The sequence below is a fragment of the Tardiphaga sp. OK246 genome, from assembly GCF_900188215.1.
GTDB lineage: Bacteria > Pseudomonadota > Alphaproteobacteria > Rhizobiales > Xanthobacteraceae > Tardiphaga > Tardiphaga robiniae.
Genome location: NZ_FZOX01000005.1, coordinates 63,541 through 77,868, shown reverse-complemented (window position 1 = coordinate 77,868; position 14,328 = coordinate 63,541). Strand labels below are relative to the sequence as shown.

The window sequence follows — 14,328 nt, the reverse complement described above, 5'->3', positions numbered from 1 at the left end:
GGTCAGACTCGTCCAACCCCTTTGAACTACCAGTGCTTTTTTATTGGGAATGGAGGATTTCAGGCAACATCGGTTAATCGATGATGACCAAAGACGATTAACGAATGCTTATGGCTGGAAACCAAAAATAACATACTGATATCATTGGGAGTCTTGAGAGCAGAGGTGAGAGACTCCAATGAGCCAGAGAGCACCGCGGATTCCTGCCAATCGAATAAGCACAGTTCACCCGACGAGCTCTCAAATGATACTTTCAGGATGCCGCTTTATTAAGCACAACGCCCAGCATTTTCTCATAGACCATTGGTGCCGTAGACAGGGCACCAATGACTTCGTCGTACGAGGTCTTTCTCCACTCCACAACGAAGACGAATTTTTCGATCAGAGGGCTGATGGCCCTGGCATCCACCGCTTTGGTTAGCGGCGGCAAATCGATGATAATGTAATCGAAGTTCTCCTTGGCCTTCTTCAGCAACAAATCCATCCCGACCGACGAGAGTTTCTCCGCCGTGTGGATCGGTCTTTCCTGCGTTATCGCTGGCAGGAACTTCAATCCCGTCTCACCATCTTGCCAGAAAAATTCATTGGTATCTTCAGGACGTCCGATCGCATCGAGTAGTCCGGTTGCCGCCGTTGGAGCCAGCGCACGCGTCAGGCCGGCATCCCTCAGACCGCCGTCGATCAGCAACACATGATTGCCGGCATGCGCCACCAGATGAGCGAGATTAGCAGCAATTGTGGTTGCACCCTCTTCAGGCATCGCTGAAACAACACCAATGACCTTCGACTTCCCGATCAATCCGGCGTGATCAGCAGCGACCCTGATCGTGCGAAGAGTTTCCGCAAAGCGCGAGAATGGATCATTAATGACGTAGCGCGCAATTGACTCGCCTGGGTCGAGGTCGCGGGCCGGAGCATCGGTCTTAGGCTCTCCCAAACCTAGTATCTTCGGTCCCGACCTGCGCAATTTCCTCCCCGCTACGAACGGCAAAGCTCCGAAACAAGAAACGCGTAGCGTCGACTCGACACTCTCAGTCGAGCGGAACGTCCGATCGAGTGCCTCGCGTCCAAAAGCAGCGGCTGCGCCGGCCATCAAGCCAAGCGCGCTTGCGATACCAAGAATGATGCCGCCCTTTGGATTGCTCTTCTTTTCTGGCGGCGTCGCAATCGTGATAACGCGCGCTTCCGTGGAAGGAACCGAGGTTTGTTGATTCGACTGCACATACTTTTGGAGGAACGAGTCAAAAATCGCGCGATAGCTCAGCGCTGTGCTTTCAAGCTGGCGTAGGGTCACCTGCGCCTTACGCGTCAGCGCTTCGCCTTTGATCAAGGTATTTACGTTTGCAGTGATCGCTTGCTGACGTAGCAGGGCAATTTGGTAGTCGCTTTTGTTCGCCTCGGCAACGCGGCTTACTTCGTCAGCCATCGACCGCTCGAGGCCAATCATCACGTTTCGCAGGTTGACGGCGGCTCCGTGTTCGCGTCCGTACTTTCTCGACAATTGTGCTTCTTGCTGCTGCATATCGAGATATTGTTGGCGCATTCGGTTGATAACTTCACTTTTCAACGTATCTGCGACCGCGGCGTTGGTAACACCTTCGGTCATGACCACGTTCACGCGATCCAGTCGTGCTTTGGCTTCCGCGACCTGCCCCTGGACGAGCACCAGTTGCGTGTTCAGTTCGCCAAGTTGCTGTTCACTAATGAGGCCCTGCTTGGTGTCGACGATATTGTTCTGCGATTTGAAATCCTGCACGGCGCTTTCAGCAACGAATGACTCCTGCCGAAGCTCTGCAATTCGTTCACGCAGCCAGTCGGCCGCTCTCTTCGCTTCGCTATACTTTGCTTCCAGTTGACCTGCGATATATGCATCTGAAAACGCATTGGCGATGATGGCAGCCTTCTTCGGATCACGGGCGCGAAAGCTGATCTCGATGACGTAGGTCAATCCAACCCGAGTGACTGTCAGATTCTCAAGTAGATTATCGACTGCAGCACGCGAAACCCGGCTTTCGCTGGGATCGGACGATTCGGTGAAGAGGCCGACAACAAACCGGATAGCAGTCGCGACTGGAGACCCGCCCGGCGAAGTAAAGTCAGGATCGTTGGCAAGATCCAATTTCTTGGCGACAGCAATCGCAACGCCTTCCGATCGCACCACCTCGACCTGGCTCTCGACGGTCATGGCATCCAAAACCCCGTCGGGCGCGCTGGCTTGCTGCGACGACAGGAACTTTGACCTCGTCGCGTCCAGCATCATGCGCGCCTTAGACGTGTATAGCTTGGGAGACGTCATATAGACGGTCGCACCAATGCCCCAGGCGAGGACGAGGCAGCCTATCACCAACCAGCGGTTTCGGCGGAATATTGCCAGGAATCCGGACAGGCTAAGACTTCGATCGCCAAAAGGCGGCGCCTGATTGATCTCTTGGTCAACACGAAACGAATTTCGATGCAATTCGAGCACGGCATGCTCCCTTACTCTGACACTACTTCACAATACTGCGCGTCGTAGAAAGCATAGAAAGGTAGTTGGACTCGAAATCTTCTGAGCCGAACCAAATACTAAGCAAGGACGGTGCCAGATATCGGCCACGATCTCACTCAGACATCTCCACCCTCGATCCTTCTTAGATATCCATGGATTTAAACATACGTTCCGGGATCGCCCGGATAATGAACATGATCCCTCGCCAGATACCCAGCACGTAGAGTACGTCCTTCTTCTTGCGGTGTGCACTGATGATGGAACTGGCAACCTGCTGCGGACTCGCCGTCAGAAGCGGTGGAAGTGCCATTCCCTCGGTCATTCGGGTGGCGACAAATCCAGGTTTGACCGTAAGCACGTGAAGTCCGCTCGATCCGAAGCGATTACGCAGACCGGACAAAAACGCAGTGAAACCTGCCTTGGCGGAACCATATGTATAATTCTTCTTGCGTCCCCGGTCTCCCGCGACCGAGCTAATTCCAATGATGCACGCGCCTGGCCGCTCCGCCATGAGATTGGCCAAGGCCCCGAGCAATAGGGACGGAGCAACATAATTTACTTGCATGATGTGGTTAGCAGCAGCGGCACTGCTCCATGCGGCCACTTCGTCGCCGAGAACGCCGGCAACGGAAATGACGGTACCGGGAACCTCCGTTAGTTTTCCAAGCAGTGCTTCGCGCTGCCCCTCGTCAAGAATATCAAGCTCCATTAGCTGCGCGTCCGCCTTATATCGATAGAACAGATCCTTCACGTCGGGCTCCAGCCTGCTGACATTTCGCGCAGCGAGAATGAGCGAAGCGCCAGCCTTGGCATACTCCGCCGCAATCGCGCGTCCGATATCGGACGCGGCACCCACGATCAAAACAGGCGAAGCGATCATCATTAGATGCCCAGTCGGTCAGAGAGTAAGGAACGCATTTTGCGATCTGGATCGAACCGTTGCCGTACAGCGGCAAATTCAGCGATCCGCGGATATCCACGCTCCAGCATGCGGGCTCCCATCCTGGCATCCTTCGCCAGATAGATCCGCCCCTCGTGATCATCGACGATGCGATCAAGTTCGAGGAGCATGCTGAAAGTTCTTGCTCTAATGGGATAGTCGAGAGTCAGCGTGTAGCCCTCCCGTGGAAACGAGAGTGGACTATTCCGCTGTCTCCCACAGAGCTTCAATACGGAGAGAAATGACCCCATTCCGTAGTCAGAGGCAGTCTGAAGGATCGCGCTTATCCCTTCAAAACTGCTCTCGCGCGGAAATGCCACCTGATACTGAACGAAGCCCGCGCGCCCGTAGATCCGGTTCCATTCCGCGATACTATCGAGAGGGTAGAAGTAAGGCTGGAAATTGATCAACGAGCGCCCGAATTTGCGCGATCCGACATAGAGTGCATTGAAGGCCGATACGCTAAATCTGTTCAGAGTCATTCCGGGAAGGTCGAATGGCACTTTTCGCCCGTTCGGAAGCTTGGCGGAAAATGGCACAGATGCCCGATCCTTCGGCAATTCCGCTGCCGCCAGATGCTCTCCCGTGAACACAACCGAGCGGCCAAACCTGTCTCCTTTTGCCAAGCTATCGATCCATGCGACCGAATACGTTGCAGAAAGCGAGTTCTCCAGCACGTCAAAAGCTTCTCTCAGGTTGTTTGCACGAATCGTTTCCTGAACGATCAGGTCCGTCTCGATGCGCAGCATGCGGAAGGTCGCGCGCAGGATGACGCCGGTCAGTCCCATGCCGCCGATCGTGGCATTGAACAGGTCGACATTCTCATCACCCGCACAGCGCAACGTTCGTCCATCGCTGACCGCGAGTTCAAGGGACTCTACATATTCGCCAAAACTTCCCGCACCATGATGATTCTTTCCATGGACGTCCGAGGCGATCATGCCTCCCACGGTCACGTATTGCGTGCCCGGCGTAACGGGCGGAAACCAGCCCTGCGGTACGAAGACGTTCAGGATGTCGGCGAGAAGCACTCCCGCCTCGCATGTCAGACGCCCCGTCTCGTTGTCGAAAAAAAGAATGCGGTCGCTGCCCTCCATCAGCAACGTCATCTTCGAATTTAGTGCCGCGTCGCCATAAGCGCGGCCCGCTCCGCGGGCGATCAGGCTTGTTGTTGAAGCCATCAACTTGATAACATCGGCTTCGCCGCGCGCCTTCCGGGCTGTGCATGGCAGCACAGGATATCGTCCCCATCCTGAAAGCATCATACCGTCGCCTCAAAGACAAATCGCCGATCGAGGTGGTACTTGATGACATAGCCGATAGTGAGCCCGATCACGCCGCCGACCATCAATCCCGTTGTCGTCGGCACGATGAAGAACGCTACGGATTCGAATATCCAGAAGATGGCCGTCGTCACCAGTCCCATCGCCGTATACTTTGAGAACTTGCGCGCATGAGAGCTAAGGTCGCGACTGCGGTCCTCGAAGATATAGCGCTTGTCCAGCACGTACTTAATCAGAAGTCCCGCCAGTGTACCGCCAGTGAGCACGACAAGCAGTCGAAACTGGTCTGCGAATCCCTGCTTTACCAACAGCCAGCTTAACGCGTTCTGCGTTCCGAGGTTGGTCGCCATTGCTATCACGCAAAAGACGACATAAGTCGCGATCAGGCTATGAGTTGATGACTTCATAGGCTGATATACACGACACCGAGGCATACCGCTCCGACGCCCAGACTGACCCGGTCCCGCGCAGCGAACACGATGGGATCATCGTCCATCTGTCCGCGATGAGCCTTGAGCAACATCCGACTCGTCCAGAACAGCAACGCCACACAGATCAGCAGTAGGCGATGCGGCTTGTTATAGAGATTTACGACAGCCTCGCTATTCAGGTAGAGCGCCATCACCAGCGCCGACAAATAGCCGCTGGCAGCGGCCATGGACTCGATCACCGGCAAATCGTCGAGCCGGTACCCTCGTCCGCTCGGATCACCACGTCCGCTGTTTACTCGATCAACAAGTTCTCCGGAACGCTTCACCAGCGCGAGGCTGAGGAACAGGAAGATGGAGAACGCTTCCAGCCACTGAGAAATTAGTACGCCCGTCGCTACCGATCCGCCGATCACCCTCGCTGCATACAGGCAAGCGAGTGCGATGACGTCCACCAGAACTTTGCGCTTAAGCCAAAAGGAATAAAGCGTTGTCAAAACCAGGTAGCCGGCCAAGACGATCGCAAAGACCTTCGGCAGGAACAATGTGAGGGAAAACGCCGCGAGCAACAGGCTAGGCGCCATCACCGCTCCATGGATGATGGGAACGCGCCCTGATGCGAACGGACGATTGCGCTTGCGCGGGTGCTGCCGGTCGGCTCGCAGATCGAGCAGATCGTTGAGAATATAGACTGCGGACGCGCACAGGCAAAAACTGATGAAGGCGAGGATCGACCCGAACCAGGTCGTCATCAGGACGTGTCCAGCGATAGCGGGAACAAACACGAGCGCGTTCTTCAGCCATTGATGCGGGCGCAGCGCCGAGATGTAATCGCGAAGGCCCGGCTGGGACCCAACAATCTCCACCACGCCGGGCTGGCCGCCTGAAATCCCGGAGCGCCAGGCGCCACGACCACCCGCGACGATTGCAACGTTACAGGTGCTCCAGACCTTAAGGTCCGCCCGGCTGTCGCCAACATAGTCAAACTGCGCCCTGCCAAATCGCTCGCACAAGGCATCCGCCTTGGCCGCACCAGACAGGTTGATCTTGCCGTCGGATCCAAGCACACCGTCGAACAGGCCAAGGTGATCGGACAGTGCGGATACGAGCTGCGCATCTGCCGCAGACGCGAGATAGATCTTCCGCCCTCGAGCCTTCTCGCCGTGAAGGAACGTGATGACCTCTTCCCGCACGGGCATCAGCGAGATATCGATCTCGGCTTCGCTCGCTAGCCGCGCCTTGAAGGCAGCCTTGCCTTTCCGCAACTCCGCCAGTGCCAGCAGCGCTCTCCATGGCTTGCGTGAGAGCAAAGCAAGAAATGTCTCGACGAGCAAATCTGTCTTCAGGAGCGTTCCGTCGACATCGACAATAAGTGGAACCGACATACCGGATAACGACGCTTCTGCTAAGCCCATACGCCTTACTCCAGCTCGCCTTACAGTATTGCAGGTCGTCTCACATCAACTCGTCTGCATCTCCGCCTTGCGTTGCGCCAGCCCATCGAAGCCCCACCTGTCGCCGCCTCGGACTTCAGAGCGCATCCCGCAGGCCACACGGAATCGGCTTCTTCGCACTACCCGCAGGTGCGACCGGAAACATGTTTGCGGCCATATTGTTGAAGAAATCCCGCGCCGGGACCTCAATTAGATTGTACGTATGACGCGACACGAAGATCACGATGACGAGATAGCCAATCGCAACGAGATCCAGAAACCAGGGACCACCGACCGTGAGAACATCGAACGGGGCTCCGTCATGAACGAATTGCGCACGCAGCGGCATATGCAATTTTTGCTCCAGCGCCCGCGTCAGTGCATTGAAAATGGTCAGAACAACAAAATGAACCAAATAAATCGAGTACGAAATCTCTCCCATGCTCTGAAGCGGCCGCCACATGAGCCCGTTCGATACGATCCCGCCCCCGCCCGCGAAGACAAAGACCATCGCTCCAAAGAGAAACGGACTCACGAAGGCTAGCTGGCTGCGGGATGAAATCGAAACCAGCACGACCATCGCGATAACGATTGGGACCTCGAACCACGACGCTACGCGCATCCCCGATGGCGGCGTCATTCGAAAGAGCCGATAAACGAAAACGCCGACGAAGAATTCGCACATGCATCGCGGAACAGCGGTATAGAGCGGCGGCGGCCCGGTACGTTGACCGATCAACATGTAGAAGACGACGGCAGCCAGCGCAGCGGCCACCCCCGCAATCACCACGGACGGTCGTCCGAACACCACGCAAACACTCGCGAATGCTGCATAGACGTAGAATTCAGTGCTGATGCTCCAACTCGGCAGGTTCCAGGTGAAGTCCGGGAAGAAGCCAAGGCCATGCAGCAAGAACACATTATAGATGAGCGCCTCCACGCTCGTTCGCCCGGCAAATGCAGGCGCACCCGCACCGAGGCCTGCAAACTTCATCGTCGCATACTTCAGGACCTCGCTTGCGAGCAGAACAAGCGTAGTGACAATGTGCAGCGGCCACAGCCGGCCGAAGCGACGAATAGCGAAACGAAAAAACTCGTCCTTGTTCGAAAGGCGGCTGCCATAAGCGTGCGTAAGAACAAAACCGCTCAGGACAAAGAAGAAATCGACGAATACATCCGCTTTTCGGACAAAGGGAATATCAAAAAAATGACCGAGAACACTGAGATGGAAAACTGCAACCCCGATGGCTGCTATACCACGCCAGCCGTCTAAAGCTGCGAAACGCAATGGATCCTCCTAAAGGAAAATTCCACTTCGGGTAGGCTATCGAACGCGTACAATTTTCGGCAAGTACATATTATATGCAGGAAACGCCTTCATTTGCGACATCTCCAGAAACTACACTTCCACGTTTAGTTGGGCGGAACCGAGACTTACTTTTCAGTAAAATCAGCCTTCCGCAGGTTTTCCTTCGGAAGCGCGCGATGTCCTATAGCGCACCACTCGCACTGCGGACTGCGCCCGCGTCGCGCGCAGTGCCTATGTTCGCGGCGATTTGAGGCGAGCCAATCCACCGAACGATGCCAATACCAGCACAATAACGAACTGGCGCTCCACCGCCTGGGTGACAATCATGGGAGCGAGCAACGCGACGCATGCGATTGCAAATGAGAATGAAGAAACTCGAATTCGTTCACTTCGTGCCGCATAGATCAAACCGATGAGTGCCATTAGCTCGAGGCCGTAGAATGCCATCAGGTCGAGTTTTGGGCTGACATTACAGCCATAACGCTGGCCCGGGACACAGCCCTCTCCGCCAATCAGGCCTGTGGCGCGCTGCATCGCCCGGATCGCTGCGCCCGCCGGATCGGCGCGGACCTCCTCCATGGCCATTTCCTTGAATATGCGGCGCTTGTTTTCGTCATGGAGCCACTGCTCGTATCTTCCCTGGGGCAACAACATGGGGCGCGGGTATGTCACCTTGTCACGCGCTTTATACCGCCGCTCCATTTCCGCGAAGAGCAGTTCATCCGCCTGCGGTCGCTCATGATTCCGAAGGAACACATTATTGTTCCGTGCAAGATTTTCCTCGGCCGTGGTCGCAAACAGCACCACGCCGTTATGGATCATCGCCTGTGCAGCAACGTAGGGCCCGGCGATCAGGGCAAATGCTAGCACGAAATGGAACCGATATCGGATCCCGAGCAGAGCGAGTATCACTAGATAAATGGCCAGCACCGCAATGAAAGCGTGCGTCAGACAAGCCATCGCGAACAATGCCCCGCAAAGCACATATCGGCTCGGCTGTCTCTGCGTATCAACGGAGAACAGGCGATACTTCACGATCAGAAATATCGCGGCACCGAGCAACAGGAGCACCAGACTTTCAGGACGAATTTGAAAGTAATAATGTGTTCCGATAACGAACAGCGCGACAACCACGATGCCGATATAGCGGCCCCATGGCTGCGCTATCGCGCCGATCAGAAACGCAAAGCCACAATAGGCAAGCAGTACATTGGTTCCCCTAAGAACCCCCACACCGCAATTCGTTAGTGCCAGGAGACTGCCCATCAGCATCGGATAGAGCGGCGGCCAGATTCCCCCCGCATAGAATGTGCCGATCGTCTCGAGATTTGCATTTCCGCGGACAATGCTGGCGAACATCATTGACCGCTTGAAATGGTCATGCTCGTCCGAGAACGTCTCGACAACGCCGAAAATGCCGTTATGAGCAAGCATCGCAAGCGTCAGGACAAAGGCGAGGCCAAGCAGGACGAATGAGCCTCCCGGCTTGATATAATGGGCTGCGGCGTAAACCACCTCGTTGACAGCGCTTCCGTCTTTTGAAGAACTCGTCTCGGCCTGCATGATTGCCTCAATCTGCCCCGTTTACTTTCCACTTGCCCATTCGCCGGCTCCGCCAGGCCAGGGTTCTCACTGCTGCAGGCGTGGACTCCACAAGCGACCGAACGATCCAACACCGGCCGGAAACAGGAGCCTGTGCACTGGCGGCACGCTGCGAATGGCAACAGCAACACCCACGGCGATTGCAATCGTCAAAGCGAGTGTCACAGCGCCCGTCAGCCAAGGCCCCCAACTGGTGACTAGCACCGGCGTGATCGCGCGGATCCCGATATAGATCGGCTGGTGAAGCACAAAGAGCTCGAAGGACATCCTTCCAAGCCCGCCGAACAACCTCTGCACCGGCAATAACAGGCTGACGGCCATGAGAGTAACAAAGGCCCATATCTGGATGAGGTCGAGCGCAATCAATTTTAACGGCGTTGCGACTGAGGGCACAAAGATCATTCCGACATTGAGCGGATGACCACGATTGATCAACCCCGTCGCGAGCATGAGCGTCAATGCAATCGCGCCAAGGCCGATGAGCATCCACACTGGTATTCGACGTCGCCCAAGATCAAGGAGCGCAATTACCATTCCCGGAAACAGCAGCAACGCCGCAATCGGCCACCCGAATGGCGTGACGTATTTCAGACTCTCCGGCAACAGACCTACCAGGCTGTGGGTGAAAGCGGCGACGGCCAGAACAGGCCATAATTGCGCGCCTGCGAGCGGTGCCACGAGCATCATCGCGAAACGGATACCGATCAGCGCTGGCAAAAACCAGAGTAGCTGAAGGCCTGTCGCGTGATCGAAGCCGCGCGCGCTCATGGCAAGCACGGCTTCAGCGACCAGCATGGGTACTTCAGTCAATGAGCGACCGGAGAATTTTACAAAGATAAGTGAGTAGACGAGTGTGAACACCACACATGGCCAGCCGTAGCGGATGATCAGGTCGAGTGGTTTTGCCCGCCCCCACGTCTGCCACGGCCTCAGGAACGGCAAGTACAAGAACATCGCGACGTGAAACAAATACAGAAAAGCCCGGAACTCCGGGCTCGCATATTCCAGGCTTTTGTTATGTCCGAAGATGATAAGGAAGATGCAGATACCTTTGAACGCATCAGCCGACGCCGATTCTAACCTTCCAGCATGCGGCTTCTGCTCATCAATGACTTCCGGCGTCGGATGAGTTGCGGAATAGGTCATAGGTCCTTTGCTCCGTCGAAATCGGTCGCCGGCCCCGGGCATGAAGCCCATGATGCACTACATCCTGCGTCAAGCAATCGACATGCCAGAGCTGGCCTCACTATTGCATGAGTAGTTCATCTCGAGCTTGAGAGGTGCGTATGCCGGACCGTAGCTGGGAAGACGAGTCTCGCTCGTCAGGCTGGCGCGAGTTTCACTGCGCAGCATGCGGAAGCCCATCCATTCGGATCCCGAAGGTCCTCAGAGAGGATCAGGAAGTCAGATGTCAGCGCTGCGACTTCGTCGTCTCGACGTGGGGTAATTTTAGGACTTCGATCGAAAACAATATTAGCTGAGACAGAGCTGCTGCCGATGACGCCACATGACTCCCGCGAGAGCTTTGCGGCATTCTTCTTGCACTACATTCTTGGGGCTATCTTCGCATCCTTTTAAATCCATTGTATCGCGCTTGCGCGATGCGACTGACCGTGGACGAGCGAATGTCTATTCGAGACCTCCGCGACGCAGAGATCGACGAGACGAAGTTTGCACAGATATGTGTCATCGGCGCCGGCTTTGCCGGTTTGGTTGCATCGCTGCGCATGGCCAGGCAGGGCTATTCCGTAATCCTTCTTGAAAGCGGTTATCAGACGGTCGAGTCTGACATCAACGAGTTGAACCGCGCGGACACATCGACGACGTCATATGCTGGCGCCATGACGGGACGGATGCGCGGCCTTGGCGGCACATCGCGCCGGTGGGGTGGCCGCCTTCTTCCACTGACACCGCACGACACAGGTCCACGGCCGCACCTGTCGCTGGATGGCTGGCCGTTTCCGATCCATGAACTCGATATCTATACGACTGAGATCGAGCGCTTATTCGGTCTGGACAACAGCGCTTTCGAGGGCGACGTTCTTGACAGCTTGGACCCCGATACTGTCATTCCGCGGCGCGATCCGGATATCCAGATCCGCCTGCCAAAATGGCCAAACTTCCGGCGCCGAAATATCGGCCAGCGGCTGAGGCGGGAGATCGCACGCAGTTCCGGTCTCCAGCTCTATCTCGGAGCAACCGCTTGCCGCCTGCAAGTCGACGAAGCGACGGGTCGACTGACCTCGGTCGAGGCACGTTCGCTCAGAGGCCGCAAGCTTCAGGTCAAGGCCGATCAGTTCCTGATCTCAGCCGGCACGATAGAAACGACGCGCCTGCTGCTATTGCTCAATTTGCAGACACAATATCGCGCATTCGAAAACTGCCGTGCACTAGGCCATTATTTCCAGGATCATATCCGGCTCGAAGTCGGGCGCCTGCAGCCCGGAGACGATAGTCGCGTAACCCGCTTGTTCGGTTACGACTACTGGGGGAATACTCGCCGAAAGCTCTACTTCCAGCTCAGCGACCAGGCGCAGGATATCAATGCCGTCGCCAGCGCCTATGCCGAAGTGCGTCTGCATATATCCGACGGAACACCCCTGGACATGCTGAGAGCCCTCGTTCGCGATTTCCAGCGAAACGAGATACAGCATTCGCTACGAAAGTTTCTCTATCTCTCGACGAACGTCGATTTTCTGAGGAGTCTTGGCCTCTGGCGTGCGCTGACGCAGAAAAATTTTTTACCATCGGCGGCCGAACTACGCCTCGATGTCAGGATCGAGCAAGTCCCCGTCTACGACAACCAGATTGCACTCTCACAGCAGCGCGACAGCTTCGACGTTCCGCTACCCAAGTTGCAATGGGCGCCAGGCGAGACCGATCTCCGCACCTTCCTGCGGACGATTCAGTGCCTCCGCGATTTCTGGGTTCGTGCGGGGATTGAGCGGCTTTGTCCGGTAATCTGGAATCCGAACGTGATCGAGGGAACCCTGTCCCTCTCCGACTCTATTGACACTTCTCACCCGTCCGGCACCACACGTATGGGCACCATACCGGCAGATTCTGTCGTCAATCCGGATCTGCGATGCCATGCGGTCCCGAACATCTGGATCGCCAGCGCATCGGCATTCCCAACTTCCGGCAGCGCCAATCCAACTTTCACAATCATACAGCTGGCGCTCCGGGCCGCCGATGGAATCGTAAGGACAATGCTATCGGGAGGCTGACGCTGGCCATCCCCACTTGGTTACGAAAGGAAGCCGATAATGCGTTTTCTTGTCACGGGCATAACCGGCTTCATCGGCTTTCGCGTTGCATGTGAACTCCTCAAGCTGAGTCATACCGTCCGCCGGTCCCGCGAATTGGCAGGGATTCTGCATATCAGGCTATGAGGTGCCGTTCGCGCGTCGCTTCAAATATGTGCAATTGCCGGATTTTTCGTTTTCTCGAGTATAAAGAGGTTTGAACGATGGATATTACGGTAGTCGGCGCTGGATATGTCGGACTTGTTTCGGCAGCTTGTTTCGCAGATTTTGGCCACTCGGTAACTTGCGTGGATACCGACGCCACGAAGATCGAGAACCTCAGGGTCGGTACCATTCCGATCTTTGAACCCGGACTGGACGATCTCGTCACACGAAACGTTGCCGCAGATCGATTGCACTTTACGACGAATCTCAAAGACGCTGTCAAAGGCGCATCCGTCATCTTCATCGCCGTCGGCACGCCATCAAGACGCGGCGACGGCCATGCGGACCTGAGCTATGTCTATCAGGCGGCGCGCGATATCGCGGGAGCCGCCAGTCGCTATACGATCGTTGTGCTCAAATCGACGGTACCGGTTGGAACCGGCGATGAAGTCGAGAGCATAATCCGATCGGCACGTCCCGACCTCAAATTCTCGGTCGTTTCCAATCCCGAATTCCTGCGCGAAGGTGCTGCGATCGGCGACTTCAAGCGGCCGGATCGCATCGTGATCGGCACCGAGGACGAGCGTGCGCGCGACGTCATGAGTGAGGTCTATCGTCCTCTTTTTCTCAATCAATCGCCCATCTTCTTCACGGAGCGGCGCACTTCAGAGCTGATCAAATACGCATCAAACGCTTTTCTGGCGGTCAAGATCACGTTCATCAACGAGATCGCAGACCTTTGCGAGCTAGCCGATGCCAATGTCCAGGACGTCGCACGTGGCATGGGCCTGGACAACCGGATCGGCCAGAAATTCCTGCACGCCGGCCCCGGCTATGGCGGATCATGCTTTCCAAAGGATACGGCGGCGCTCGTCAAGACGGCGCAGGACTACGGCGGATCTCTACGTATTGTCGAGACGGCTGCCGCCGTAAACGACCAGCGCAAGCGCGCCATGGCCCGGAAGGTCATTGCCGCCTGTGGTGGCTCCGTCAAAGGCAAGACGGTCGGATTGCTGGGACTGACCTTCAAACCAAATACCGACGACATGCGCGATGCTCCATCCATTGCGATCGTTCAGGCGTTGCTCGACGCCGGCGCGACGGTCAATGTTACAGATCCAATAGGAATGGCGCAGGCCCAAGGGGTTATCAGCGGAGTGACGTTCTACCCGGATGCCTACACTTGCGCCGACAATGCGTCCGCCCTGGTTTTAGTGACGGAGTGGGATGCCTATCGTGCATTGGACTTTCCACGGCTTCGCGAGCTGATGCATCTGCCTATTCTGGTTGACCTCCGGAATGTCTACCGAGCGGCCGAGATCGAACGCCACGGATTCATTTACAACAGCGTCGGTCACAAGCCTTCGCGGCCCAAGTCTTTGCTTCGCGCCGTCAGCTAGATGGCAACATGTAGGCGCCTGGGCTGTCAGTTCGC

At 56.2% G+C, this 14,328-nt stretch carries 10 protein-coding genes; 2 read left to right on the top strand and 8 right to left on the bottom strand.

The genetic code is table 11. The features are described 5' to 3' along the window. Positions 1-253 precede the first annotated feature (253 nt). The 8 genes from CHC01_RS21790 to CHC01_RS21755 form a co-directional block, all read right to left on the bottom strand. The gene (locus CHC01_RS21790) at positions 254-2,467 is read right to left on the bottom strand and encodes a Wzz/FepE/Etk N-terminal domain-containing protein (RefSeq protein ID WP_089266362.1); all 2,214 of its coding nucleotides are present in this window, start codon (positions 2,465-2,467) and stop codon (positions 254-256) included. A gap of 163 nt (positions 2,468-2,630) precedes the next feature. Then, a complete protein-coding gene (locus tag CHC01_RS21785; protein ID WP_089266883.1) occupies positions 2,631-3,368 on the bottom strand; it encodes an SDR family oxidoreductase in 738 nt (245 codons plus the stop codon). Positions 3,369-3,370: 2 nt separating this feature from the next. Beyond that, positions 3,371-4,693, bottom strand: coding sequence for an FAD-binding oxidoreductase (locus tag CHC01_RS21780; protein WP_089266361.1), 1,323 nt, complete (start codon positions 4,691-4,693; stop codon positions 3,371-3,373). After that, positions 4,690-5,118 (bottom strand): GtrA family protein, encoded by a 429-nt coding sequence (locus CHC01_RS21775; protein WP_089266360.1) that lies wholly within the window; start codon positions 5,116-5,118, stop codon positions 4,690-4,692. The genes CHC01_RS21780 and CHC01_RS21775 overlap by 4 nt, the downstream gene beginning before the upstream one ends. Beyond that, positions 5,115-6,554: a UbiA family prenyltransferase gene (locus CHC01_RS21770; protein ID WP_089266359.1), complete on the bottom strand. Its 1,440-nt coding sequence runs from the start codon at positions 6,552-6,554 to the stop codon at positions 5,115-5,117. Before CHC01_RS21770 ends, CHC01_RS21775 begins: the two co-directional genes overlap by 4 nt. 115 nt (positions 6,555-6,669) lie before the next feature. After that, positions 6,670-7,860 carry an acyltransferase family protein gene (locus CHC01_RS21765; RefSeq protein ID WP_089266358.1) on the bottom strand — a complete coding sequence of 397 codons (1,191 nt, stop codon included), beginning with the start codon at positions 7,858-7,860 and terminating at the stop codon, positions 6,670-6,672. A gap of 252 nt (positions 7,861-8,112) precedes the next feature. Beyond that, entirely contained in the window at positions 8,113-9,444 is a 1,332-nt protein-coding gene (locus CHC01_RS21760; protein ID WP_089266357.1) for a hypothetical protein, read from the bottom strand. Positions 9,445-9,510: 66 nt separating this feature from the next. Beyond that, positions 9,511-10,629, bottom strand: a complete 1,119-nt coding sequence (locus CHC01_RS21755) for an acyltransferase family protein (RefSeq protein WP_089266356.1) — start codon at positions 10,627-10,629, stop codon at positions 9,511-9,513. A gap of 479 nt (positions 10,630-11,108) precedes the next feature. Between CHC01_RS21755 and CHC01_RS21750 the strand changes: the two genes are divergently transcribed. Together CHC01_RS21750 and CHC01_RS21745 are read left to right on the top strand one after the other, a co-directional pair. Further along, on the top strand, positions 11,109-12,710 hold the full coding sequence (locus CHC01_RS21750) for a GMC oxidoreductase (protein ID WP_176454674.1): 1,602 nt from the start codon (positions 11,109-11,111) through the stop codon (positions 12,708-12,710). 242 nt (positions 12,711-12,952) lie between these two features. After that, positions 12,953-14,293: a UDP-glucose dehydrogenase family protein gene (locus CHC01_RS21745; protein ID WP_089266354.1), complete on the top strand. Its 1,341-nt coding sequence runs from the start codon at positions 12,953-12,955 to the stop codon at positions 14,291-14,293. The last annotated feature ends 35 nt before the right edge of the window (positions 14,294-14,328 follow it).